The sequence below is a fragment of the Brevibacillus brevis genome (assembly GCF_031583145.1).
In the GTDB taxonomy this organism is placed as follows: domain Bacteria; phylum Bacillota; class Bacilli; order Brevibacillales; family Brevibacillaceae; genus Brevibacillus; species Brevibacillus brevis_E.
This window is the reverse complement of record NZ_CP134050.1, coordinates 1,619,167-1,643,950: the sequence shown is the minus strand read 5'-3', so window position 1 is coordinate 1,643,950 and position 24,784 is coordinate 1,619,167. Positions and strand designations below refer to the sequence as shown.

General features: G+C 51.0%; 22 protein-coding genes and 2 pseudogenes. 5 read left to right on the top strand and 19 right to left on the bottom strand.

The genetic code is table 11. The features are described from left to right. Window positions 1-33: 33 nt before the first annotated feature. Window positions 34-1,014: an oxidoreductase gene (locus RGB73_RS08275; RefSeq protein ID WP_310770831.1), complete on the bottom strand. Its 981-nt coding sequence runs from the start codon at window positions 1,012-1,014 to the stop codon at window positions 34-36. Between the two features lie 172 nt (window positions 1,015-1,186). Here RGB73_RS08275 and RGB73_RS08270 point away from each other — a divergent pair, with 172 nt between their 5' ends. After that, on the top strand, window positions 1,187-1,621 hold the full coding sequence (locus RGB73_RS08270; protein WP_310770828.1) for an Lrp/AsnC family transcriptional regulator: 435 nt from the start codon (window positions 1,187-1,189) through the stop codon (window positions 1,619-1,621). A 92-nt stretch (window positions 1,622-1,713) separates the two neighbouring features. Here RGB73_RS08270 and RGB73_RS08265 read toward each other — a convergent pair whose 3' ends face one another. From RGB73_RS08265 to RGB73_RS08220, 10 genes are all read right to left on the bottom strand, one after another. After that, window positions 1,714-3,258 (bottom strand): class I adenylate-forming enzyme family protein, encoded by a 1,545-nt coding sequence (locus RGB73_RS08265; RefSeq protein WP_310770826.1) that lies wholly within the window; start codon window positions 3,256-3,258, stop codon window positions 1,714-1,716. Next, on the bottom strand, window positions 3,258-4,106 hold the full coding sequence (locus RGB73_RS08260) for an SDR family NAD(P)-dependent oxidoreductase (RefSeq protein ID WP_310770824.1): 849 nt from the start codon (window positions 4,104-4,106) through the stop codon (window positions 3,258-3,260). Before RGB73_RS08260 ends, RGB73_RS08265 begins: the two co-directional genes overlap by 1 nt. Before the next feature lie 317 nt (window positions 4,107-4,423). Further along, window positions 4,424-5,689, bottom strand: coding sequence for a tyrosine--tRNA ligase (gene tyrS / locus RGB73_RS08255; RefSeq protein WP_463675650.1), 1,266 nt, complete (start codon window positions 5,687-5,689; stop codon window positions 4,424-4,426). A gap of 402 nt (window positions 5,690-6,091) precedes the next feature. Beyond that, window positions 6,092-7,486 (bottom strand): DJ-1/PfpI family protein, encoded by a 1,395-nt coding sequence (locus tag RGB73_RS08250; RefSeq protein ID WP_310770822.1) that lies wholly within the window; start codon window positions 7,484-7,486, stop codon window positions 6,092-6,094. Window positions 7,487-7,664: 178 nt separating this feature from the next. Further along, window positions 7,665-9,047 (bottom strand): sensor histidine kinase, encoded by a 1,383-nt coding sequence (locus RGB73_RS08245; RefSeq protein ID WP_310770820.1) that lies wholly within the window; start codon window positions 9,045-9,047, stop codon window positions 7,665-7,667. Next, a complete protein-coding gene (locus tag RGB73_RS08240; RefSeq protein WP_310770818.1) occupies window positions 9,016-9,696 on the bottom strand; it encodes a response regulator transcription factor in 681 nt (226 codons plus the stop codon). The genes RGB73_RS08245 and RGB73_RS08240 overlap by 32 nt, the downstream gene beginning before the upstream one ends. Window positions 9,697-9,698: 2 nt before the next feature. Continuing rightward, window positions 9,699-10,532, bottom strand: coding sequence for a hypothetical protein (locus RGB73_RS08235; RefSeq protein WP_310770816.1), 834 nt, complete (start codon window positions 10,530-10,532; stop codon window positions 9,699-9,701). Between the two features lie 334 nt (window positions 10,533-10,866). After that, window positions 10,867-11,364, bottom strand: coding sequence for a DinB family protein (locus RGB73_RS08230; RefSeq protein ID WP_310770814.1), 498 nt, complete (start codon window positions 11,362-11,364; stop codon window positions 10,867-10,869). A 250-nt stretch (window positions 11,365-11,614) separates the two neighbouring features. Continuing rightward, window positions 11,615-11,929, bottom strand: a complete 315-nt coding sequence (locus RGB73_RS08225; RefSeq protein ID WP_310770813.1) for a DMT family transporter — start codon at window positions 11,927-11,929, stop codon at window positions 11,615-11,617. Beyond that, complete coding sequence (locus tag RGB73_RS08220; RefSeq protein WP_310770811.1) at window positions 11,892-12,272, bottom strand: DMT family transporter; 381 nt, start codon at window positions 12,270-12,272, stop codon at window positions 11,892-11,894. Before RGB73_RS08220 ends, RGB73_RS08225 begins: the two co-directional genes overlap by 38 nt. Before the next feature lie 128 nt (window positions 12,273-12,400). Between RGB73_RS08220 and RGB73_RS08215 the strand changes: the two genes are divergently transcribed. Beyond that, entirely contained in the window at window positions 12,401-13,255 is an 855-nt protein-coding gene (locus RGB73_RS08215; RefSeq protein ID WP_310770809.1) for a LysR family transcriptional regulator, read from the top strand. Window positions 13,256-13,316: 61 nt separating this feature from the next. On the opposite strand, the gene RGB73_RS08210 is transcribed toward RGB73_RS08215, so the two are convergent. The 3 genes from RGB73_RS08210 to RGB73_RS08200 all read right to left on the bottom strand — a co-directional run bounded on the left by RGB73_RS08210 (window position 13,317) and on the right by RGB73_RS08200 (window position 15,769). Further along, on the bottom strand, window positions 13,317-14,294 hold the full coding sequence (locus tag RGB73_RS08210; RefSeq protein WP_310770807.1) for an SDR family NAD(P)-dependent oxidoreductase: 978 nt from the start codon (window positions 14,292-14,294) through the stop codon (window positions 13,317-13,319). Window positions 14,295-14,395: 101 nt separating this feature from the next. Beyond that, window positions 14,396-14,914, bottom strand: coding sequence for a TetR/AcrR family transcriptional regulator (locus tag RGB73_RS08205; RefSeq protein WP_310770805.1), 519 nt, complete (start codon window positions 14,912-14,914; stop codon window positions 14,396-14,398). Between the two features lie 486 nt (window positions 14,915-15,400). Beyond that, window positions 15,401-15,769 (bottom strand): DUF4180 domain-containing protein, encoded by a 369-nt coding sequence (locus tag RGB73_RS08200; RefSeq protein ID WP_310770799.1) that lies wholly within the window; start codon window positions 15,767-15,769, stop codon window positions 15,401-15,403. 271 nt (window positions 15,770-16,040) lie between these two features. Here RGB73_RS08200 and RGB73_RS08195 point away from each other — a divergent pair, with 271 nt between their 5' ends. Then, window positions 16,041-16,571 carry an ECF transporter S component gene (locus RGB73_RS08195; protein WP_310770795.1) on the top strand — a complete coding sequence of 177 codons (531 nt, stop codon included), beginning with the start codon at window positions 16,041-16,043 and terminating at the stop codon, window positions 16,569-16,571. A gap of 232 nt (window positions 16,572-16,803) precedes the next feature. Here the strand turns inward: RGB73_RS08195 and RGB73_RS08190 are convergent. Next, window positions 16,804-18,017: pseudogene (locus RGB73_RS08190) on the bottom strand (IS256 family transposase). Between the two features lie 142 nt (window positions 18,018-18,159). Next, window positions 18,160-18,449, bottom strand: a pseudogene (locus tag RGB73_RS08185) (transposase); the annotation flags it as partial. Window positions 18,450-18,997: 548 nt separating this feature from the next. Between RGB73_RS08185 and istA the strand changes: the two are divergent. Together istA and istB are read left to right on the top strand one after the other, a co-directional pair. Further along, on the top strand, window positions 18,998-20,221 hold the full coding sequence (gene istA, locus RGB73_RS08180; protein WP_310764539.1) for an IS21 family transposase: 1,224 nt from the start codon (window positions 18,998-19,000) through the stop codon (window positions 20,219-20,221). Further along, window positions 20,218-21,021, top strand: a complete 804-nt coding sequence (gene istB, locus RGB73_RS08175) for an IS21-like element helper ATPase IstB (protein ID WP_310764540.1) — start codon at window positions 20,218-20,220, stop codon at window positions 21,019-21,021. The genes istA and istB overlap by 4 nt, the downstream gene beginning before the upstream one ends. Before the next feature lie 481 nt (window positions 21,022-21,502). Here the strand turns inward: istB and RGB73_RS08170 are convergent, their stop codons facing one another. From RGB73_RS08170 to RGB73_RS08160, 3 genes are all read right to left on the bottom strand, one after another. After that, window positions 21,503-21,715 carry a hypothetical protein gene (locus RGB73_RS08170; RefSeq protein WP_310770793.1) on the bottom strand — a complete coding sequence of 71 codons (213 nt, stop codon included), beginning with the start codon at window positions 21,713-21,715 and terminating at the stop codon, window positions 21,503-21,505. A gap of 57 nt (window positions 21,716-21,772) precedes the next feature. Next, window positions 21,773-23,221, bottom strand: coding sequence for a transposase (locus RGB73_RS08165; protein WP_310764996.1), 1,449 nt, complete (start codon window positions 23,219-23,221; stop codon window positions 21,773-21,775). A gap of 106 nt (window positions 23,222-23,327) precedes the next feature. Further along, the gene (locus tag RGB73_RS08160) at window positions 23,328-24,776 is read right to left on the bottom strand and encodes a transposase (RefSeq protein ID WP_310764996.1); all 1,449 of its coding nucleotides are present in this window, start codon (window positions 24,774-24,776) and stop codon (window positions 23,328-23,330) included. Between the last annotated feature and the right edge of the window lie 8 nt (window positions 24,777-24,784).

Genomic DNA, 24,784 nt, shown 5'->3' with positions numbered 1-24,784 from the left:
TCAGCCACTCTCTTTTTGCGATGCGTACCCGTTTCAGGCTCCCAGCAGCTTCCCCGCAAAGCGCGGATCCTCTTGCATGGGCCTGCCGATGGCGATGAAATCGGCCAGTTCATCTGCTAGAATGAAATTGGCCAGCTCCTCGGTGTAAATGCGGCCAACGGCAATAATAGGGACTTTGACATACTGCTTGATGATCGCTGCATAAGGCACCTGGTAGCCCGCCCCGTCCGTCAGCGGCGGCACTGGGACTGTCCCTCCGGAAGAGACGTGGACGGCATCGATGAGTTCTTCCAGATAAGTCAGTGCATGGGCGACATCCACCGGGGTGAGACCGCCGTCTGCAAAATCGGAAGCCGACACGCGGACTTGTACCGGATAGCCGCACCCCACCTCTTCCCGTATCGCTTCCAGCACCTCGCGGATGAGGCGCAACCGGTTTTCCGGCGATCCTCCGTATTCGTCATTCCTCAGGTTGGACAGCGGCGAGAGAAATTGGTGGAGCAAATGCCCGTGTGCCAGATGCAGTTCGATGCCATCGAAGCCCGCCTGCCGACTTCTCCTGGCAGCCGCTCGGAACTCCGCGATCGCCTGTTGGATATCATCTTTCGTCATCTCTTCCGGCACACCGTAGAAATCGTCGTAGGCGACGGGGCTGGGGGCGACCATGCGAAGGATGGCTTCCGGCCACGCTTTCCTCCCTCCGTGCGTAAGCTGGATGAAGATCGGGGTCCCTTTGGAATGGACGGCATCCACGACCTTCCGCAGCGGTGCGATGTGATCCTCCGTAAAAATTCCGATATCGTTGGGATAAAGGCGTCCATTGGGCGACACCCCCGTCGATTCCAAGATGACCAGGCCGACATCGCCGGCCCGTTCCCCGTAATGACGGACGTGATAGTCTGTCGCCATCGCTTGGAGCGTCCCCTGGTTTTGCTGCATCGGCGCCAGGATCAACCGATTTTTTAAGGGTAGATTCCCAATCTTCATCGGACTTGCAATCGTTGCTTTTTTCATAACGTACTTCCTCCTCCTGATTTGTTTCCCTTTGTCTTGTATCCGATTGTAATCCAGGAGGGAGGCGGCTTTACAGAGGAAACCCAAAGCATTCATCCGTGCAAACTTTGAATTCATCGCGATTTTCCGAAGAAAACCTTGAACACATCGATGTCAAAAAAGGAGCGGTACGATGGATCAAATCGACCTGAAAATATTGGAGGCCCTGCAGCAAAATGCGCGAATCTCCTTCTCCGAGCTGGGCAGGACGATCAACATGACGCAGCCCGCCGTATCCGAACGCGTCCGCAAGCTCGAAGAACGCGGCGTCATCGACGCTTATCGGACAATCGTTTCCCCGGAGAAGCTGGGGAAGACGGTCACTGCCTTCGTGCTCGTCCAAACGAATGACTGCGGCCGGCTGACCGCATTTGGCCATCAGTCCGAGGATGTCGTCGAGATGTATCAGCTCAGCGGACAATTCAACTTCATGCTGAAAGTGCAGACGTCCTCGATGTCATCCCTGCAGGATTTCCTGTCCCGCTGCAGCCAATACGGTTTCACGACAACGATGACCGTCTTGTCCACTCCCCTCGCCTTTAAAGGAATCTCGGCGGAAAGTCCATGAGCCTCTTTAGCAAATGAGAGCCGCGACTATTGTCGTGGCTCTCTCTACATGCTCGGCGCTGCCTGGCGCGGCTTTTCTCTGGACCTTCTCGCCTATCCCTCCCCGGTTTTCTCCTTCGGCAGCTTCTTGTCGCGTTTTCCCAAATGGGTATAGGGGATCTCGTCCGCCAAGAGAATCTCCTTCGGCAGCTGATACCGCGCCAAACGGGGACGCAGCCAATCCATCAGGCTCTCCGGCGTGAGTGTGGCAGCTTCCGTCGGCTGGACGATTGCTCTCAGCCTTTGACCGTACGCTTCGTCGCGAATTCCGATCACCACGGCGTCTTCCACGTCCGGGTGGTCGATCAGTGCTTGCTCGATTTCCAGCGGATAGACGTTTTCCCCCGCCGAAACGATCAGATCATCGGTTCGTCCGCACAAAAAGTAATAGCCGTTGCGGTCCCGGTAGCCCAAATCGCCAGTCTCGATCCAAGCCCTCCCCCGATTTCGCATGGACCAGCTGTTCTTGATGCAAAATTGCCCGACCTGACCTGCCCCGAGCTCTCGATTCCGGTCATCCCTCACCTGCAACCTGGCTCCGGGGACCTTTTTGCCGAGTGTCTGGGGGGAATATCGCAAATCCTGCGGGGTAGCCACCAGGTTGATGCCTGCTTCCGAAGTGCCGTACAGGTTGTACAAGACATCGCCGAAGCGGTGAAACACTTCCGCCGCCAGCTTCGGATGGAGCTGCGCGCCACCCGATATGAGACATCCGAGAGACGGCAACTCGCGAGACTGCTTCAGTATTTTCTGGATCATCAAGGGAACGGCGGTCACGATTCCCACCTCATGCTTTCGGATGAGATCGCACGCCTTCCCGGCATGAAAGCCGGGGGTCAGCACGATTTTTTTCCCCAGTGCCAGCAACAGAAAGAGAAAGGCGATTCCGTATCCGTGAAAGAGCGGAGTCGCGATGTAGGCTGTACGGTGCTGGAGAAGCGGTAGTCTTGTCAGCAAGGCGTAAAACGGGGGCAAGTAATCGAACAAGGATGGCCGATGTTCCACTTTTTTGGGCACGCCTGTCGTCCCTCCGGTCATCAGCTGCAGCCTGCTGGAGGACGTGCGAGAAGGCTTCTCCCCTTCCCATCCATTTGACTCGAACAGGCCGTCTATGTTCGACAGGGAATCGCTCGCCAGTTTTTCTTTGGCATACGAGGAGCGCTCCAAATAGGAAGTCAGCTCTGCATCGTAGACGAGTAGGTCCGGATCATGGTCACCCAGCCATTGATTGAACTGCCTGAGGCTCATTTCGGGATGGAGCAGACAGAGATCGGCGCCGGTGAGGGAAACGGCGAAGACGGCTTTCACGAAGGACGCGTGATTTTTGCATAAGAAACCGACCTTTCGCCCGCTGCCGAGGCCGTATTGGTGCTTCAACAGGATGGAAAGCCGTTCGGACTCCTCGAGAAGCTGTCGATAGCTGACGCTCCCCTTCTCGTCCACCAGCGCTTCTTTCGGACCGTGCATGCTCGCGGCGACCTTCAGAAGCACCATCACATTGATGCCGTAATGGCGAATGGCGAGAGCGATCTGGTACAGCCCTTTCAGGGAAAGGAGGCGCAGCTTGCCAAGGACAAGGAACAAATACAGAATTCTCATCAGGACTTCCTCCTGTTTTGCAGCCACTTCACCGCACTCCATTCCCATAGCCCTCTGCCCACGATTGAAGCGAGCTGTCCAAACGGCAGCCACCATGGCATGAATGTTTTCCGCTTGGTGTACATGGATTTGGCGATGATTTGGGCTACGTGGTACGGATTCATGGCGGGTATGCCTTGATAGGCTGCTGTCGGCAGAATCATCGGCGTCTTGACCAAGGGGAGGTAGATCGACGTCGTATGAATCCCCTCGGCATTCCATTCGGGGGACGCCGACCGAAACCATGTGTCGAACGCCGACTTCGAGGCCTGGTAAGCGGCCCAGTACGGGAAGGGAATCAGAGAAGTGTTGACGGTAGAAATATTGACGATCTGTCCCCCGTTTTCCCTTAGGACAGGCAAGACGGACAAGAGCAAGCGGACCGGTGCGAAGTAATTGATCGCCATCGTCCTCGTGAAGTCATGATACCGGTCCACAGAGTCCCAAATCGATCGCCGGATCGACAGACCGGCGTTGTTCACCACCACATCCACGCCGCGTGGCTCTCGATGAAGAAAGGAGAGGAATCCTTCCATTTCATCCGCATTCCGGAGATCTGCCCCATAAATGCTTACTGTGGCGCCTTCCTGCTCGATGTCTCGCTTCATGGCCACGAGTTTCTCTTCTCTCCTCGCCACGAGAATCAGATGGACCGGCAAGCTGCCGAGCAAATAGGCGAGCTGTTCTCCGATTCCGGAGCTCGCGCCTGTGATGAGGATCGTCTTGCCTTGCAAAGCGCGTGAAAGCTTGCTTTTGTCCAAAAAGGTCGGCAAAAACAATAGCCTTTCCCAACCGTGATAGCCATACATCGACTCGCTTCCCCCTGCCATGCTCTCTTGGCTCTTTCCCGTAGAATCCGCTCCGAATAAGAGGCGGTTTTTCCAAATGGTTACAGCTCCCACCATTATAGCGTATCTTTGCGGCCTGCAGCATGGCACGAACACGAGAAACCGCAGAGTGAAGCCATCAGCATGCGCTAGACTGTCAGGAGAGGTATCCCTCTGACTGACTCCCTCAAAAAACGGAAACAGCGGCGAGCCTAAGACTTTCCCTTCTGGTCATAGGTCGCCGCTGTTTTATTCTATCCATCCTATTCGATCACGGATCCGAATCGCAGCTCCGTATGCTAGGACAGCTTCACCAAGCTGTAGTTTTTCTTGCCTTTGCGGATGATGATGAACCGTCCGCCAATCGCCAGGTCGGCGGTCACTTCCAGCCCCAGATCTCCGACGCGCTCCCCGTTCATCGAGATCGCGCCTTTCGTAATATCCTCGCGCGCCTGGCGTTTGGACGGCTCGATACCGATGTCCACGAGCCAGTCCACGATGTTCTTCGTTTCCTTCGTAGCCTCGAAGGTTGGCATCTCTTTGAAGCCTTGCTCGATCTCGTCGGCCGTCAGCGATTTGATGTCGCCAGTGAACAATGCAGCGGTGATGCGCTTGGCTTGATCCAGCAGCTCTTCGCCATGGACGAACCGCGTCATTTCCTCCGCCAGCCTTTTTTGCGCTTCGCGTTTGTGCGGCTCCGTCTGCACTTTTTCTGCCAGCTCGTCGATCTCCTCTTTGGTGAGGAACGTAAAGTACTTCAAGTATTTCACAACATCGCGGTCATCCGTGTTCGCCCAGAACTGGTAGAATTCAAACGGCGTCGTCTTGTTCGGATCCAGCCAGATAGCTCCGCCCGCCGTTTTCCCGAATTTCGTGCCATCTGCCTTGAGCATCAGCGGGATGGTAAGACCGAATGCTTTTGCCTCCGGGCCTTCTTTTTTGCGAATCAGGTCAAGGCCGCTCGTGATGTTGCCCCATTGGTCGGAGCCGCCGATTTGCAGCTGCACGTCCTCGTGTCTGTACAGGTGCAGGTAGTCGAGCGACTGCAAAATCTGGTAGGAGAATTCGGTAAAGGAAATGCCGCTTTCGAGTCGGCTCGCGACGACATCCTTCGCCAGCATCGCATTGATGCTGAAGTTTTTCCCGTAATCCCGCAAGAATTCGATGACGTTGATCTTGTGCGTCCAGTCGTAGTTGTTGACCAAGCGGATCTGGTTGTCGCCTTCGGTCACGAACAGCTTCTTCATTTGGGCGGTCAGCGCGTCTACATTGGCCTGGACTTGCTCCAGCGTCTGCAGCGAACGCTCCGTCTGCCGGCCGCTCGGATCTCCGATGGTACCGGTCGCGCCGCCGATCAGAATGACCGGGCGGTGGCCTGCGAGCTGAAATCGTTTCAGCACCATAAATGGAATCAAGTGCCCGATGTGCATGCTGTCACCCGTCGGATCCACGCCGCAATACACCGAAACGGATTTTTGCTCGGTCAATTCGCGAAGTCCTTCCGCATCCGTCTGTTGATTGATGGCATCGCGCCATTCCAATTCGTCGATAATATTCACTGCCATTTCACTCCTTCTATCATGGATCTTTCCTCGCACCATTTTCTCGCGGGAAAATAAAAACGCCCCGTGTCTTTTACAGACAGGGACGATTGCGAACCGTGTTACCACCCAGCTTGCACGTATGGCCTTACGCGCCAGGCGCCAGCCATTCATGCCACTCTCGGCGAGATATCGTTCGCCGCTTCCGCTCGGCATTACCCGAGATACTCCAGAGTGTAATTCGCCAGCCGGGTATGTACCGGGTTCCATCAACCCCCGGCTTTCTAGAACAGGGACCGAGCTGCTACTGGGCTCTTTCAACGTATTGCATATCAAGTTACAGACAGTATAGTGAAATACGATGGCGGTGTCAACTGGCATGGGGCGGGTAGAATACATACGCTTCACTGGCGTTCCCCATCGCGATTAACCTTCTTTCGATAGTGCCGCCGACCGGATCGACGCCGATGTACACGCTTTTCCTTTTCGAATGAATCGCCGATCCAAATAGAAAGCAGTGAGCCATGCTGCTGCGCATAGCAAAACAGGTATACCGAAAGCTTCATAGGAAAATGGTCTGCCTTCGAAGTTCAGATTGGCGGCACGGTATTCCAATCGCTTCGCACCGTATTTGGCGGTTAGGACGTCCTCTTGTCTGGCTAAATCCTCAAGCGGCGCATCAAAGATAAATCTGGCAGCGGAGCCGCTGTGAATGAACGCTGGCACCACATTGTTACCCGTTGCATTCCACTGTTTGACATCCTTTGCAGCGAGAGACTCCGCCTCTACTCCGGGAACGAACATGCGATCGAGCTTTGGCGCATTCGACATTTGATATCTCGCGACCAGATTCAGGTGATACTTCGTAACGACCGGCTGCTTGGCGTCCGAGATGGTGTGCACCTTTGTTGTTCCGGAAGCGGCATACGTATCAAAAATCGTCGCAAGTGCTCCGTCGTCCATCCCGTTGTACAACCATACTCCTGCGCTTTTTTGGTTCCATTGGAATGCTAGGTTGAACGTGTAGATCCATTCGGCTGCATCAAGATAATAGGGGTCTGCCTTTGGATTTTTTACGAAATGATAAGAAGGGTAATTCATCTCTTTCGCTATTTTCTCCGCCATCGGTTCGCCTAATTGCTGCGAGATGACATAGAGGACGGCATCGATTCCTGAAGTGAGAGCTGCGGAAGCGACGATGTTCCCGTCGGCGACGTAACGCACATCTCTTCTCCATTTTGTTTCCGGATAGGAATCGATCTCGTGAAAGCCAAAACTTTTCCAGTCCGTAGTTGCTTCTTTCCCTTTTAATAAACCTGTATCGGCCAGATTCAACGCTCCGGCGCAAATGCTCAACAGCTTCGTATCCGAATGTTTTTGAATCCATGCCCGGACCGGTTTATACTTTGCTTCGTCAACTATCGGCATGGCCGGGATCACAATAAGGTCGGGACTTTTCCCTAATAATCGGTCCAGTTCATCAATAGAATAGTGCGGCATCAGGTCCAAGCCGCCCGAGAGTGACTTCACGTTTTTGTCCGGGGCTACTGCATACACGTTATAAGACTCTGTCATCGCAAACATTTCATACGGAACCATAAAATCAAACACTTCTGTCGTCGAATTGGATAACAGGACAGCTACTGTAGGCTTTTTTGGATCGTGTGCAGGGACGCTCACGCCTTGAAGGGCTGGCATGGGTGCCTGCCGAACGGGTAACCAATATTCCTGCTTGGAGCGATGATATCCGAACGCACCGATCCCTCCGAATAGGATAACGAACGTCATGACATAGACAACGATACGTAAGAAAACCTTCATCTTCGATTCTCCTCTGGGCAAAATTTTTTGCAAATGCTTTCTCATCTTCGTGTTCACTCTCTGTAGCTACCATAATGCAGCTGGATGAACTCCATATGAACTGACATGGCATGAATAAAAAAATACCGCCCATTCGGGGCGATATTTTTTCGCAGCTGGATTGTTCTTCTCTGGTTTGCTAGTTTTCACGCGGCAGTGTGACCGTAAAAACTGTTCCGGTACCAAGACTGCTGGACACATGGATTTCTCCGTTATGGAGATCGATGATTTGCTTGACGATGGATAAGCCAAGCCCATTTCCTTTTACAGAACTGCTGCGGGCTTTATCTACTTTGTGGAACGGTTTGAAAATATGGACAAATTCTTCTTCCGGGATGCCGATCCCACTGTCTGTTATCGAGACGATATGGTGATGAGCCTTCTCCGTCAAGCGGATGCGTATCGTACCGTGAGGCCCTGTGAACTTGATCGCGTTGTTCAGCAAGTTAATCCACACCTGATCCAATTGGTCTTTGTCCGCACGAACGGTGATTGCCTCAAGATCTATATCCATGTTGATCTCTTTTGCGGTCCACAAAGGCTCCAATGTGATGACAACCCTCCGCAGCTGCTCATCCAACCGGTATGCAGTCGCCTGTAATGGACGCTGCTCCTGCTGTAAATAAGAGAGCTGAAGCAAATGCTGCCCCAAGCGTGACAACCTCTCGCTCTCCTCCTCGATAATCGTCAAATAACGGAGCCGACTCTCTTCGCTCATTTTCTTCTGCTTTAAAGCTTTCGTAAATCCCGAAATGGAAGTTAACGGTGACTGAATCTCATGAGAGACACTCGCAACAAAGTCTTTCCGCATCTGATCCAGTTTCGCAAGCTCTTTTGCCATTTCATGAAAGCTCACGCTAAGTTGACCAATTTCGTCCTTGCGATTCAGAGGTTGGCTCCTGGGATCGAAGTTCCCTTTTGCCATCCTTCTGGTTGCTTCCGTTAACCGCGTGATCGGATTTACGACATAGCGGGCGGCTATCAAAATCAGAAAGCTGCCAATAAACAGAACAAGAATATACAAGGCATGAATCCAAGGCATGTTTTCTTGCTCTTGCTCCACGGTATTCTTATCCAATGTGAGAAACAAAGCATAGGGATCGCCCTTCACGGAAAAAGGGACCCCCACCAATGGTAGTCCGTGCGTTTCTACATCGAGACCGCGTGCCATGTTGCCGCCAAGCACCTGCTCGATCTGACTCTGTTCCACTTGCATGGGCTCTGTTTCTTCTAGCAGTGGCGTACCTTCTTTATCGAATAGTTGGATCGTGTAAATAGAAAGGCCGGAAAAGCTTTGCACAAACGGACCCAACTCCGCAGAAGAGTTCGACTGGTATGCTTGGATGATGTTTTTGGCGTCTTTTACCAACGTTTCTTCTATAAAATGATGCGTCCGCCCTTCGAACATCCAGGTACTGATTAGAAAAGCGGCGAACAGGCTCAGCATTACAATGCAGATAAAGACCAACACGACGCGAGTGTACAGCGATTTAATTCGAATACACCTCCAGGCGATAACCAAGCCCCCGGATCGTGACAATGCGAAAATCAGACTCGCAGTCCGTGAACCTCTCCCGCAGCCTCTTAATGTGGACATCTACCGTCCGTTCATCACCTTCATAGTCGATTCCCCAGATCTGTTCAATGAGATTGTCCCGGGTAAATAACTGCCCTGGATGGCTGCCCAGTTTGTACAATACCTCGAATTCTTTCATGGGAAGTGTCGCGGTTCGCCCATCATGATAGATGACGTGATAACTTTTCCGGTCTAACGTAATGCCTCCCAGCTGAATCTTGCTGGCGGTAGAGATGCGGTACCGCTTTAGCAAAGCCTTTACCCGAAGAACCAGCTCCACCGGGTCAAAGGGTTTCACCAAATAATCATCCGTGCCGAGTTTAAATCCTTTGATTCGGTCAGTGGCCTCTCCTTTCGCGGTGATCATCAATATTGGCATCTCACCGAATTCACGGAGATTCTCGCACAAAGCCCAACCGTCCATTTTTGGCATCATAATATCGAGGATCACCAGATCAACCCGATGATTCTCCGCGTATTCCAACGCTTCTTGTCCATTCGCTTTCTCGATGATGTCAAAGCCTTCATCCTCCAAATACAAACGGACCAGCTCTCGGATATGAGCGTCATCATCTACCACGAGTACCTTTGCCACTTTTATTTCTCTCCCTTTATTTCGACTACAAAAGGAAATGCCCTTACTTTTCCATTCTGTTTGAATTCCGCCCAAATTTTATAGATCCCGGGCTGCTCGAATCGTGTCTCAAAGACGGGTTCCTCCTGTTGGGCTGGGTGAACATGAAGATACTGCTGCGCGCCTTCGTCTACGATCACTACATGGCCCAAGGCGCCTAAATATGGAGTTAAGCTGGTTTTGTCCAATTCAAACGTCAGAGTGACCGGCTGATTGATCGCAAAGCTGCTCATCTTTAGAGTAACGGTTTCTCCATCGATCTGTTGAGTCAGCGTACGATCCGGCTCTAGCCGGGGGTTCTGATCGGATACGCGTGGATGGCCGACGATAAACGGGACCGGCGTTACCTGGTAAGCAAGATCTCTCGGCTTCACGTCAATGAACGCCTGATAAAAACCTTCCGGCAAGGGGTTTTTGATTGTAAACTGACCCTCTCCTGTCTGTTCCGGGTGCAAGTGGAAATACTTCTGCAAATGCTCATCCACGACAATAAAATGGAGAATTTTCTCGTGATTTACTTCTAGTTCATTTACCGGATTTCCCGCCTTGTCTTTTAGATAAATCCTGATTTCCTTTTCACCCGCTTGAACAAACGTATGGACCTCACGATTCCTGCCTTCATGCAAATCAGTGCCATGCGCCCCGTTCCCTTCATGCTGCGTGCCGTGATTTTCGTTGCCGTCATGCGCAGTCAAAGCAACGGCCTGCGTATCATCGGCGGTCACGTTTTCATAGACCGTAAAACCGCCTATGACCACCGCCACATACAGAATCGCTCCGATTACCCATTTATCCATTCACACATTCCTCCAGTGAAATTCCGGTTTACCGTCATAGAGACACTGTAAAGCACCTTCGTGAACGCAATATGAACAGAAACAAAAAACCACCCAAAGGGGTGGCATCTGTTACAGCGGGCAGTCAAGTTGGAGCGTGCACCTATAAGTTGCATCTATTGCCGGTAAAAGGAGGCGTTACGTCTAAACGCACTCGATACAACCTCCCATCGCAGTCCCGCTTCATCTTTTTACTGAACGATTTTCCCGTCCATTTGACAAAAGGCAGCTGATCTCCATCGGCTGCCTTCCATCTCTTTCTCGTACCTGCAACTTGCAACGGTTGTTGAAAGTCCTACAACAGCGGTTTTTGCCCCTTTTCGATCCACTCGTCGCGGGTCGGGCCGTACACTCCTGGCACGGACAGGCCGGCCTGACGCATCAGAATCGTCAGTTGGCCGCGATGGTGGACTTCGTGCTGAATCACGAAACGGAGGGTCCTTCCGAGATGCCAGTCCTGTCCAAAGAGGTTTACCGTCTGTCCCAGTACCTCATCTGGCCACTCGCTTTCCACCGCCTGCAGGAGCTCCGCGGACAGTCGGCAGTACTCGCTGGCGATGAAAGCAGCCGATTCGGGAGCAGCTTCTTCTCCGGCCGGTTTGCTCACATTCAGGCCGAGGTCTTTGAGGTAAGAAAGCGACCAGGCAATGTGCCAGGCGAGCTGACCAAGCGTCCGGTAACCGGGAGCCACCTCCTGATTCAAAGAATCGTCTGTCAGCGCATCCAGCAGCCGTTGGGTGATGGCCGTTTCCTGTTTCCATTCGGTAAGAAAATCACTGGTTTTCGTAAACATTCACTTGACCTCCGTAAGTTTTATTGGGGTGGATACTCGCTTTTCCATCATAGAATCTCCTTGCCGAAGCCGGTGTAAAAATGAACGGTCTCCGATTCGCGGATGACTGTCCTTCCTGGTAAGGATGCCGGGTCATAAGGCTGAGCTTGCTTCTATCATAAAACAACTTCACTGACAGCACTGGTCAGTGAAGTTGTTTTTTCAAACATCCATCGAAAAACTAGGGAGGCATCCGCAGCTCCGTCCCCCATCACGATATCCATTTTAAACCGACCGCGGAGACGAGAATCAGGCAGATGAACAAGAGACGCCTCCACTCCTTCGGTTCGCCGAAAGCGAACATTCCCAGGACTGCGCTCCCCACAGTCCCGATACCCGTCCAGACGGCGTAAGCGGTGCCCATGGAAATACGCGTCATGGCAAACATCAAGAGCGAAAAGCTAGCCCCAAACGCGACGACCAGCAACAGGTACGAAAGCAAACTGCGGTGCTCCGTCACGCGTTTGATAGCAAAAACGCCGAGAACCTCACACAGACCGGCGATGAACAACGCGATCCACTCCATGTTCCTTCCTCCTAGCCTTTTCACCTTGATCCTTGGTGACCAGCTTCAGCCCGATCACACCGGCCGAGAGCGTCGCAATGAATGCGAGCTTGAGCGGGTGAGCCGGCTCCTGCAGCAGCAAAATCTCCGTCATCACGGTTCCAGCCGTGCCGAGTCCCGTAAAGACCGCGTACACCGTCCCGATGGGCAATTTTTTCGCGGCATCAATCAACACCTTGAAACTAAACCAGATCGCGGTGAGGGTAATCAGCCATTCCCACCATGCTGTCGCATGCTTCAATCCCGATACCCACACCACCTCGAAAATCCCGGCCAGGAACAATAACAGCCATTCCTTTTGCACGTCTCTTCTCCCCTTGTTGGTTCCTTTTCGTATCCATAGTGTAAACCAGCTATCACATAACGTATAATGATTGATAACGATGTACGTATCATTATTCTTGATACCTTGTGAAGGGACGGATCAACCGGATGGAACTCACGGATCTCAAGGTTTTTTTGGCGGTGGCGGCTGAAGGGAACGTATCCCGAGCGGCCGAACGGCTGGAGTATGTCCAGTCGAATGTGACGGCCCGGATTCGCAAGCTGGAGACCGAGCTGGGCGTTCCCTTATTTCACCGGCACCCCAAGGGGGTGACTCTGACGGACAAAGGAACGGTCTTCCGGGACTACGCACTTACGATCGTGAATTTGGCGGAGGAATCCATAAAAGCCGTCCGGGAGAAATCCTACCCGAGCGGTCCGCTGGCGATCGGGGTGGTGGAAACCGCTACCTGCGGAACCTTTATGGACACGTTGGCAAAGTTTCAAAACCGCTATCCGGATGTGTCCCTGTCCATCGTCACCGGCGTTTCCCCGGATCTTGTGTCGATGGTCATGAATCACCAGTTGGATGGCGCCTTCGTCTCGGGCGAGGTACGGTCGCCAATGCTGGCAACCGGGTATGTCATGCGCGATGAATTGGTCTTGCTGTGCAAAGACACAGGCAGCGGTTACCCTGACTTGCACAAGACGAAATGGGCGGTCCATCCCAAAGGATGCCCGTTCCGGAAAGTGCTGGAGGAATGGCTGGAGAGCATCGGCATTCCGTTTGCCGGCATCATCGAAATCAGCTCGCTTGAAACCCTCCTGACTTGCGTCAAATCCGGTCTTGCAGCGACAGTGCTTCCCACTTCCGTCTTGTCGGGAGAGTATCAATCCCTCGCCGCGTATGCGATTCCGGAGCAGTACGGCGTGACGAGCACGAGCCTGATCCACCGTAAGGATCGATTCTCCAGCAAAGCCTTTGCCGCTTTTGCCGAGATGATCAATCACAGCGGACTGTAGGCTGGACCTCCCTCAGCCCACGTCCGCGGCTGCGCAGCATGTGTTAGTGATCAATCAATAACTATAACTCAGACTTTTTCCTTTGCTGCAGCATACGAATCGTATCTGCGATCCCCTCTTCAAACGAAGTCGTCCGGACGGGTCCGATCCTTCTCTCGTATTTTTCTCCGCTCAAGAGGAGTGGCTCTTCGGTCAAGTAGAGCATCTCCACGACCTCCTTCATTACCGGAACGGCCACCCCGAGCAAAGACAGCCCTACTCTGCCGAGCGGAATGACCGGCTTGGCGCTTCCGCTTGCCTTCTTGGCGATGCGCACGATTTCCCTGCCCGAAATGACTCCTCCACCCGGGATGTTCCAGTTCTCCCCGAAGGCATCTTCGTTTGCGGCCAGCTCTGCGATCATAAATGCGGCGTCCGGCAAGTACACGTATTCCCGAGGCACGTTCATGTTGCCGATGAAAAAGGCCATTTTGCCGGCCGCGATGGCTTCTAGCGTCGAGCCCAGATAAGAAGCCTCGTTGGCCGTGGGACCGTAGTAATCCGGCAGGCGGACGATCATCACCTTGGCGCGGCTCCACTTGCTTCCGAACAGCATCTTTTCAAATGCGAGTCTCGTCTTGCCTTTTCGGGTGTGCGGCTGCTTCGGATGCTCCTCTGTCACCCGGTCCATCTGCCTTCTCCCATAGGGGTAAATGCCGTCGACCGCGACCACTCTCAGTCCCAGCTGCTCGGCAGCCTCCATCACGGATTCGCCTAAAGGAATCAGCTTGCTCTCCATCTCGTGATACGGAACATTCGCGCAATGAAACAAGACATCCGCCCCTTCGGCCGCCTTGACGATCTCATGCGGACGAAAAGCGTCCCCTGTCGCAATGGTTACATGCTCCGGATTGCCCAGCCTGGCTCTTAGCTGCTCCAGCTTTCCCGCGGATCTTCCGAAGATTACCGTACGAATTCCCCGTTTGGCCAGCTCTTCCGTAATCGCAGCACCCGTTCCTCCTGTTGCTCCTACCACAATCGCTTTTTTCAAAGGAACCATCCCCATCCCCATTTGTAATTGATCAATCACTAACTTACACAAAATGTAACATGCTGTTATCGATCAGTCAATCACAAATTTTGAAAATGCTCTCCCCCTCCTCATTTCATCCATTCAGGCATGTTCAGCGCTGTCGCGACGTTGCATAGCATCCCCCGTGCCAGGAACAACATCGTCCGTTCTTCGGGATTTGACATTCCGGCTGCGCGAAAGGCTTCCAAAACCATGCGTCGGACTTCCCCGAATCCTTTGCGCATCTCTTCCTGGATCGCGTCTTCCCGGATCGTCTGTGCCTGCATCTGGAGCAGAATTTCATTCTGGTAGGCGCTCAAAATATCCTCATATGCCCGGATCAAGCCGCTCTCCAGCTGCTCTGGCGATGCGGACTCGACGACTTTTCGGAAGGAGTCGATTACCCGCGTCCACGAAACCTCCAAGGCTGCCAGCAGCAAAGCTTCTTTGGTTGAGAAAAACCGAAAGATGTACGGCTGCGATATTTCGGCCCGTTTTGCGACTTGCGCCGTTGTCGCCCTGTAATACCCAATCTCTGCGAATACCTCGATGGCCGCAGAGATAATCTCCGTTTTACGATTGACGGAGGTCGTCTCGGATTTCGCCATGGATTTGCTGCCCCTTTCATTTGTTAGTGATTCATCAATCAGATTCTAATTATATATCAGGATGCGCATCGAAACAATTCAGCTATGTCGATTTTGTACCGAACAAAAGCTGCCGAGGAAAATGAAATAGGAATGTGCGATCTCACGGGGGACATGCCAAATTTGAGCCGCAGTGACCCAACTATTGGAAATTCGCATAACTATTGGTATTCTTTTAGAGACTGCGCGTAATAGAAACAAGTGGAGGGAATCAATATGTCGTCGATCGCTTGGCCAGGCCTGTTATTCTTGCTCGTTATAGTCCTTGCAGGGGTCCTCTTGGCAAGTCTGATCATCGGTAAGCGAAAAAAGTTGCAAAGAAAGCAATAGGAGAGACACCGCGCTCTCCTTTTGCTTTTGGATCCCCAGAACCTGCTATTCTTTCGTACTGCTGTCACTTCCCGGGTCAAAGCGAGGCTGGGGATGCTCCAACCGCATCTCGCTCCACTACGCCAGCTTGCTCAGCTTTTCCACTGCTTCCTGCTCCGACGACAAGAAAAAGATGTCCTTTCCCTTGTTCGATTCATAGATGAAATCTTTCAAGCTTGGGCTGGTGTACCCGGAGAAGTCTCCCACGATTGCCAGCTTCACGCGATAATTGATGAATTTCTGCAGGATTTCCCCTGCCAGGCGTGTTTTCAGATCGAAGAAGCTCTCGCTGAGCAAGGATTTGTTCAGGATGATGCGGTCGCTGTCTGCTTCATAGTGCACGGTCGCTATCAGATCCAGCGCGGACTGAACATCGGTGATGACCACCTCGCTGCTGCTCACGACGGCGATCGGTACGCCTCTCTCTTCCACTTTCGTGATCTTCATGGTTTGCCTCCTCCTGCATATTGACTCGAGATAATACCATACCATCGGCTCTCCCTTAGAAGCTCGCGGGAATATGTTCACCCTTTTGGCTTCCGGCTTTGGCATCTGTTCCATCCCAAACGGTCAGAATATGAAAACCATACACCAATATTTGCCTGTTCGTCAAAGCGTCATGGAACCAACTTCCGAATCAATTTCGTTGCGGGAGGTATTTATAAAGAACCTCATTCCGAGTATGATAGTAGTTAAAAAAATAGAAAGAGGCAAACATATGGATTCGACATTCACACCGAGAAGCACATCGAAAACAAAAACCATTGTCATCAACGCACTTTTCATCGCTTTTACTCTCGCCGCCACCATGTTCATCAACATCCGCCTCCCGATCATGGGAAATGGTGGCCTCATCCATCTGGGGAACGTGCCTCTTTTCATCGCTGCTTTTGTTTTCGGCAAACGAACAGGAGCTGTGGCAGGCGCATTCGGTATGGGCCTCTTCGATCTGATCTCCGGTTGGACCGCCTGGGCGCCGTTTACCTTCATCATCGTCGGTGCGATGGGATACGTGGCCGGCCTCATTTCCGAAAAGGTACCCGGCAACCGCGTGCTGGTATACTCGCTGGCCGTTGTCGCTGCGCTGGTTATCAAAATTGTCGGCTACTACTTTGTGGAAGTGATCCTGTACAGCAACTGGATCCAGCCGTTCGGCTCCATCCCCGGTAACTTTCTGCAGGTGGTTGTAGCCGGTATCATCGTCGTGCCGCTTGCCGAGCGATTGAGGAAGATTGCGAGGCAGATGTAGGGGAATGATTCAAACGTAACCGCTAGATCCGTCTCAAGCATACCTTTATTAAATTAAACGGGTCTGTCAAGATTTTTGTGTAAACTCAATCAACCGATATATGAAAAGGTTTCATCCCCCTAATTGAGACGTCTTTTTCGAAGCCAATAGAGTCAAGGGCGTAAGGCGAAGCGAACCCTTGACGCATTGGTGGAGAGAAAGAAATCCCTATGGGGATGAAGTCTTTCATTGGTTAGCGGATGTACGGTTGTACACGATCCTCAAAGAAAACAGATAGCTGTAAGAGAATCTGGCCCCAGTTCTGGACTCGTCCCGTCCACTTTCGCAGAACATCCATGGTTACGAGATATAGCATCTTCAAAAGAGCATCGTCTGTAGGGAACATGGCTTTTCCCTTTGTCACCTTTCGAAGCTGTCGATGATAACTCTCGATGACGTTGGTTGTATAGATCAGCTTTCGAATCTCTGGGGGATATTTAAAGAAGGTGGCAATTTCGTCCCAGTTATTCCGCCAGGAACGAACCATTAAGGGATATTTACTGCCCCAGGTTTGCTCAAACTGCTCGAGCTCTTCCAAAGCGGCTTGCTCCGTTGGAGCTTTATAAATAGTTTCAGCTCGGACGTGATCTTTTTTAGATCCTTTTAGGAAACATACTTTATGGAATTTCGAATTTGATGGATGACACATTTCTGAATCTCCGTCTTCGGATAACATGCTGAAATGGCTTCTGTAAAACCACGAAGGTTATCGACGCTTGTGATGAGAATATCCTGGACCCCACGATTTTTCAGTTCATTGAGTACATGCAGCCAGAATTTCGCCGATTCGTTCTCCCCAATCCATATCCCAAGCACATCTTTATGACCGTCAAGGTCGATACCAATTACCATATAGGCGGCTTTATTGACGATAGCACCGTCCTGTTTTACCTTAAAGTGAATGGCGTCAAGGAAAACAACAGCATAAACCGCTTGCAAGGGGCGGTTTTGCCACTCTTTGATCATCGGCACAATCTTATTCGTTACATTCGATATGAGCGTTGGTGAGACGTCGATGCCATAGAGCTGCTGCAGATGGTCTTGGATATCGCGTGTGGATACGCCTTTGGCATAGAGGGAAAGAATCTGATCTTCGATCCCTGTCACATTGGATTGATGTTTCTTTACAATGTTCGGCTCAAAATCACCGTCTCGATCTTGAGGGACTTGGATGTCAACATCCCCGTATTCGGAACGGACGGTTTTCTTGCTGTATCCATTTCGGCTGTTGGTTGTCCGCTTGTTTTTTATGTCATGCTTAGCGTATCCAAGAGAGGACTTTATTTCAGCTTCCAGCATTTCCTGGATCGTGTCTGCGAATAGATCCTTTAACGCTGACTGAACATCGTCCACTGACTTCATGTTTTTCTCTTTGATCCATTGCTTGATCTGCTCTTTTGACATCATAAAAATCTCCCAACCTTTCTACTCCTAATTGTGGTTTAGAGGTTGAGAGTTTACACAAATTATTTTACAGACTCAATTAAACATGAAAATCGCTCAGGGATTTTAAATGCTCAAGTGACCCTAAAAAGTTAGACAGTTTTTATTAAGCAGCGCTTAAGGTTTGAGTTCGGTATTGCACTGGACTCAGACCTTTTATTTTTGTCTTGATTCGCTTTTTGTTATAGTTATAGAGGTATTTTGCTAACCCTCGTTTAAATTGTTCCACACTTTCAAACTCTTGCGTATATAAGATTTCCGATTTTACAGTTCCAAAGAAATTCTCCATCTCAGCGTTGTCATAACAGTTTCTTATTCGCGACATGCTCTGGGTGTTGTTATTGTCTTTCGATACCTGTCGTTATTGTTCATCTGGTAATGCCAACCTTGATCCGTCAATCAACTCATTTAGTCTTATAGTGGCTAGCAACCTTGGACCTTCGGGCATCATGATAATGTAATACCACATAGTGTTCACGTAATAATTACAGCTCGTTATCAAAACGTTCCATCATTTGCTTTACAGACTCTTACTAATTGTTGGCTTCGGCTAATTTCTGATGGCAATTCAGCGAAACGAAGAATGTATGCTCTTCTCCTGCTATTACGCTACTAAATATAGTGTGATTGCTTTAACTAGTATTTTCATAAACTGCCCTAGTTTTCAAGAAAATAAAGGCAGTAAAATTCTCTTCTTAAGTTAACAAAATATATATTTTTTCCTTTTTCGTTATTTTAAAGTTCAATAGTTCTCGATTGTATCTTAGAAGGTGTTGAGAAAGTAAATTTATTCTCGATAAGAGGACTGAGAATTTTCCGATTAAACAATATTAATGTCACCGCCGGGATATAATTGACCCAGGTTCGCCGGAATGAAAATGACCCACCCCTGTAGAATACTCTCTCTGAAATTACCGACCAAAGTAGCTTCAGAGGGGAGACATATGCTAAGGAGTGGGACTGTGATCAGATTACACGAACTTCAAGCATGCGGCAAGAGTATCCGCGAAATTACAAGAGAAACGGGGCATTCCCGTAATACCATTCGAAAATATCTCCGCGCAAACGGAATCCCGGAACCTCGCTCACGAAAGAAGAGAGTTTCCAAACTCGATCCGTTCAAATCCTTGTTGGATCAATACCTGGAAAAGGGAATTTTCAATTGTGAAGTGCTGCTGCGTCTCTTGAAAGAGCGAGGTTACACGGGGGGTATCACGATCATCAAGGACTATGTGAAGCCCCGTCGGCCCCCAAGACAGGCACCTGCGGTGCAACGCTATGAGACAAAAGCCGGGTACCAAGCCCAAGTGGATTGGAAGATTTGTGAGTACATCGATTTAAACGGTGAAGTGCGTAAAATCCCTGTTTTTTCGATGGTGTTGGGTTACTCCCGAGCGATGTACATCGAATTTACAAAGCGTTGTGACATCCACAGTTTCTTACGGTGCTTGATGAATGGTTTGGAATACTTCGGCGGTGTCCCTAAGACCATGCTGACCGACCAAATGAAAACCGTGATTCTTGGCATGGGCGATGATCGTAAGCCGAGATGGCATCCGTTGTTTGAAGATTTCGCTGCGACGATCGGCATGATCCCCAAGGTCTGTCGCGTTCGTCGTCCCCAAACGAAAGGAAAGGTCGAACGAAGTGTTCAGTTCATCGAGCAGAACTTCATGCCAGGGCGATCATTCACCGATCTTGGTGACCTAAACCGCCAAGCCAGACAGTGGTGTGATGAGCAAAACCGTCGGATCCACGGTACAACTGGAGAAAGACCGATCGATCGCTTGGCACAAGAGAAGCTCGGTATGCTTCCGTCTCCGGAACGCTGGGCAAAGTACCGATTTGAACCGCGGAAGGTAAGCCGTGACGGATTTGTGAGCTACGACAGCGTTCGTTATGGCGTTCCATGGCGGTATAGCGGACGTGAAGTAAAGGTGCGAGACATAAACGGATTCATCGAAATTTACTGTGAGAAGCAGCTCATCGCTCGGCACGAGAAGCAGTACCGATCCCGGACGCTCGTCATGTGTGAGGACCAATACGCGAATCTGAGTACGGCTCAGGGGTATGCTTATCCTAGGCCGCAAGGCGTTCAGATTCCTGTTCAAGACGTGGAAGTGCGTCCGTTGGACGTGTATGAGCATCTTGTGGAGGTGGGCGCATGATCGAGCTGGAACAAGCCCGTCACCGTTTGGAGGAGCTCGGATTGGGCCAAGCGGCCCAATCGCTCGATGCCAAGCTGGAAGCCGCCAGTCGTAGCCAAAGCACGTATCTGTCTTTCCTCAATGAATTGCTGGATGCTGAGATCCAGGAGCGCCAGCGCCGAAACGTAGAGGTTCGCATGAAGCTGTCCCACCTGCCTTATCGGCGCACGCTGAACGAATTCGACTTCTCCTTTCAGCCGGGGATTGATGAGCGGCTGATTCGTGAACTGGCGGCTCTGACGTTCGTTGGGAGGCAAGAAAATGTGCTGTTTCTCGGTCCTCCTGGCGTGGGGAAAACGCATTTAGCCGTTGCCATTGCCATGGAGGCGATTGGACAAGGATTGCCAGTGTATTTCGTCTCACTCGCACAGCTCGTGGGTGATCTTCGGAAAGCTTACGAAGAGAATCGCCTGGACAAGCGAATGAGGGTATATCTCCGTCCACGCATCCTCATCGTGGACGAGGTGGGTTACCTCCCCCTCGATCCGCTTGCTGCAAACCTGTTTTTTCAGTTGGTTTGTGCGCGTTACGAGAAAGGAAGCATGATTCTGACCAGCAACAAGAGTTTTGGCGAGTGGGGTGAACTTATGGGAGATCCCGTTCTTGCAACAGCTGTTCTTGATCGCTTATTACACCACTCCCACATCGTGAACATCCGAGGGAACAGCTATCGACTCAGAGAAAAACGAAAAACCGGAATCTATTCGACGCCAGGCGCACAGGTGGGTCAAAATTATCCCGGCGCTAGTGGGTCAAATTAATTCCGGCGTTGACAATTAAGAACATTCATCGACTACTTTAACAATAAAATATCCCAGCCAATATAAAATTCGGTCTAACATTTAGTGAATAGATTACACATGCTTTAACGCTCTTCAAGTTTGAAATATAACGGCATCGAACCACTCCTCTATAATAATATTTCAATGGGTGAATACAAGAATAAATCAAACATGGCTATAGGGGCCCTGGTTGGTAATTAATTGAATCATAGTTATTTCATTTTTTTCAATAACTTTCTTACAGACCTTCATATCGCCCAGATAACCTTCCACTTTAATTATATCAAGCAACTACAAACTACTACCTTTCGTTCTCGACTTTTGCACTCTAAATTTGAGTGACACCTTACTTTGGTAGAGGTATCTCCCATCGTTTACTATAAAGATCAAATAAGATATTTGTACTTTCTCCCATTCTAACTAGAAAAAAGCACCACTTGGTGCTTTTTTCCTTGATCATTTAATAATATATCGTATTTTGATTTAAACAACCAATAAAACTTGGACTATACCCACTAGCTATCCATCCCGACCAAAATTGAGCAAATGTCCCTGGCTTTTTGGTTGTAAATACTCTAATTATATCTGATAAAGAGGTACTCATAGTATCGTATCCATCATTCGTCGTATCAATCATATCCCAAAGAGCACCTGCAACTCTACCTTCTACCATATCTCCATCATCCCAACTCGGGGTTCCTTTTGTTGGAATCTCTAAAAGTCCGGTGATTTAAGTCAGTTGTATCCGTCTCTTCGGCATGAAAAAAGAGGAAAACAACCCAACCAACGCCGAAATGAGCAGGTCCGACACCGCCTCCATCATCACGGATTTCGGTTTTGGACATGCCGAAATACCGGTTTGGGGTCGTTTCTTCTTAAACCGGCATAGTTTTTTCAGATTTTGAACGATTGCCGTGAGCAGTGCCTGCTCCTGCATGCAATCCAGGCCGCGGCTCCGCGCGCGACCCAGGCCATGCGCGACTTTGCTTTCGGCAAACACATGCTCGCACCGCGTCCGTAACTTTTGCAGATGACGGTAAGAACCCTTGAGCTGAATTTGTTTGGCTTTGTTGCGGATTTGGATTTCTCGGATTTTGGCCAGACGCTTGCGTTGTTTCTTCGGATCGTTCGTTTGGCGTTTCCAAGTCGGTACATCTTCCAGTGCCAGGTTGCGAAGCGAAACCAGAGGAATAATCCCTTGCTCGAACAGCGCTTGCAGATAATCTGTCGTACCGTAGGCTTTATCGGCAGAAAGCGTGCGAATCCGGATTTGCGGATGGGCAAAACGGATCGCGGCCAGCTGTTGCAAGCTCGTCTCGCGTTCAGCCGTTCCGGACGCGATGCTCGCTTGCGTAGACAGAATGACGCCGGATTTGACATCCGTCACATGATGCACCAAATACCGCAAATGCGCTTCCTGACCGTTGCTCTTTTTGTACAAGCGAGCATCCGGGTCCGTCACGCTGCGGTAGGTCTTGTTCGAGAACCTTTTGCCATGAAAATCTTCATGTGTCGCTTCGTCTTCCAGACGCCGTTCTGTTCGCGTGGGCGGTGCGGGCGGCCGTCTGTCATCATCGGAATCAGCGGCGTCACCTTCGGGTTGCTCGTCTTGCCGGGCCATGCGAGCCAGGTAGTCTTCAATCGACTCCACAGGTGCCAGAGTGATTTCTTTCAAGCTGTGGATAGAAGCGTTGGCGCGTACTTGGGAACCGTCGACTCCCGCATCTACATCGGGTTGGACCAGTCCGGCGGCGATGCACTGATCGACGACATGTTTCATGAGCGTGTCGAAAATACCGTGTTTTCGCCACAATTTCCGGGTCTTCACCAAGGTCGTCCGATCCGGCAGGGACGGCCTGGATGGATCCGGGCGCAAGACGGATTCGAAATCCAGTCCGCAAAACCACAAGTAGCCCCCATGCATGGGCAACAGTTGATACAATTCCCGTTCGGAATGGTTGAACAAATACGAAAGCAGCATGAGTCGAACCATCCGCTCCGGGTCAGCCGCCGGGCGTCCGGTACGTTCCGTATACAGCGGCGCCACCCAATCATGGACGATGGAAAAATCAAGCGCTTCGTTCAGTTGGCGCAAGATGTGCTTTTTCGGTACGAGTTCATCCATATCCACAAATTGGAACATCTGAGGCTGGATAGCCGATGACTTATAGGCTTTCATGTTCAATCACTCTTTCGATCATCGTGTTACGATATAAATTCGACAAACCCGTGATAAAGGCCTGCTTACGCGGACTTTTTCACCGGACTTCTAAAAGTCCGGTGATTTAAGTCAGTTGTATCCGTCTCTTCGGCATGAAAAAAGAGGAAAACAACCCAACCAACGCCGAAATGAGCAGGTCCGACACCGCCTCCATCATCACGGATTTCGGTTTTGGACATGCCGAAATACCGGTTTGGGGTCGTTTCTTCTTAAACCGGCATAGTTTTTTCAGATTTTGAACGATTGCCGTGAGCAGTGCCTGCTCCTGCATGCAATCCAGGCCGCGGCTCCGCGCGCGACCCAGGCCATGCGCGACTTTGCTTTCGGCAAACACATGCTCGCACCGCGTCCGTAACTTTTGCAGATGACGGTAAGAACCCTTGAGCTGAATTTGTTTGGCTTTGTTGCGGATTTGGATTTCTCGGATTTTGGCCAGACGCTTGCGTTGTTTCTTCGGATCGTTCGTTTGGCGTTTCCAAGTCGGTACATCTTCCAGTGCCAGGTTGCGAAGCGAAACCAGAGGAATAATCCCTTGCTCGAACAGCGCTTGCAGATAATCTGTCGTACCGTAGGCTTTATCGGCAGAAAGCGTGCGAATCCGGATTTGCGGATGGGCAAAACGGATCGCGGCCAGCTGTTGCAAGCTCGTCTCGCGTTCAGCCGTTCCGGACGCGATGCTCGCTTGCGTAGACAGAATGACGCCGGATTTGACATCCGTCACATGATGCACCAAATACCGCAAATGCGCTTCCTGACCGTTGCTCTTTTTGTACAAGCGAGCATCCGGGTCCGTCACGCTGCGGTAGGTCTTGTTCGAGAACCTTTTGCCATGAAAATCTTCATGTGTCGCTTCGTCTTCCAGACGCCGTTCTGTTCGCGTGGGCGGTGCGGGCGGCCGTCTGTCATCATCGGAATCAGCGGCGTCACCTTCGGGTTGCTCGTCTTGCCGGGCCATGCGAGCCAGGTAGTCTTCAATCGACTCCACAGGTGCCAGAGTGATTTCTTTCAAGCTGTGGATAGAAGCGTTGGCGCGTACTTGGGAACCGTCGACTCCCGCATCTACATCGGGTTGGACCAGTCCGGCGGCGATGCACTGATCGACGACATGTTTCATGAGCGTGTCGAAAATACCGTGTTTTCGCCACAATTTCCGGGTCTTCACCAAGGTCGTCCGATCCGGCAGGGACGGCCTGGATGGATCCGGGCGCAAGACGGATTCGAAATCCAGTCCGCAAAACCACAAGTAGCCCCCATGCATGGGCAACAGTTGATACAATTCCCGTTCGGAATGGTTGAACAAATACGAAAGCAGCATGAGTCGAACCATCCGCTCCGGGTCAGCCGCCGGGCGTCCGGTACGTTCCGTATACAGCGGCGCCACCCAATCATGGACGATGGAAAAATCAAGCGCTTCGTTCAGTTGGCGCAAGATGTGCTTTTTCGGTACGAGTTCATCCATATCCACAAATTGGAACATCTGAGGCTGGATAGCCGATGACTTATAGGCTTTCATGTTCAATC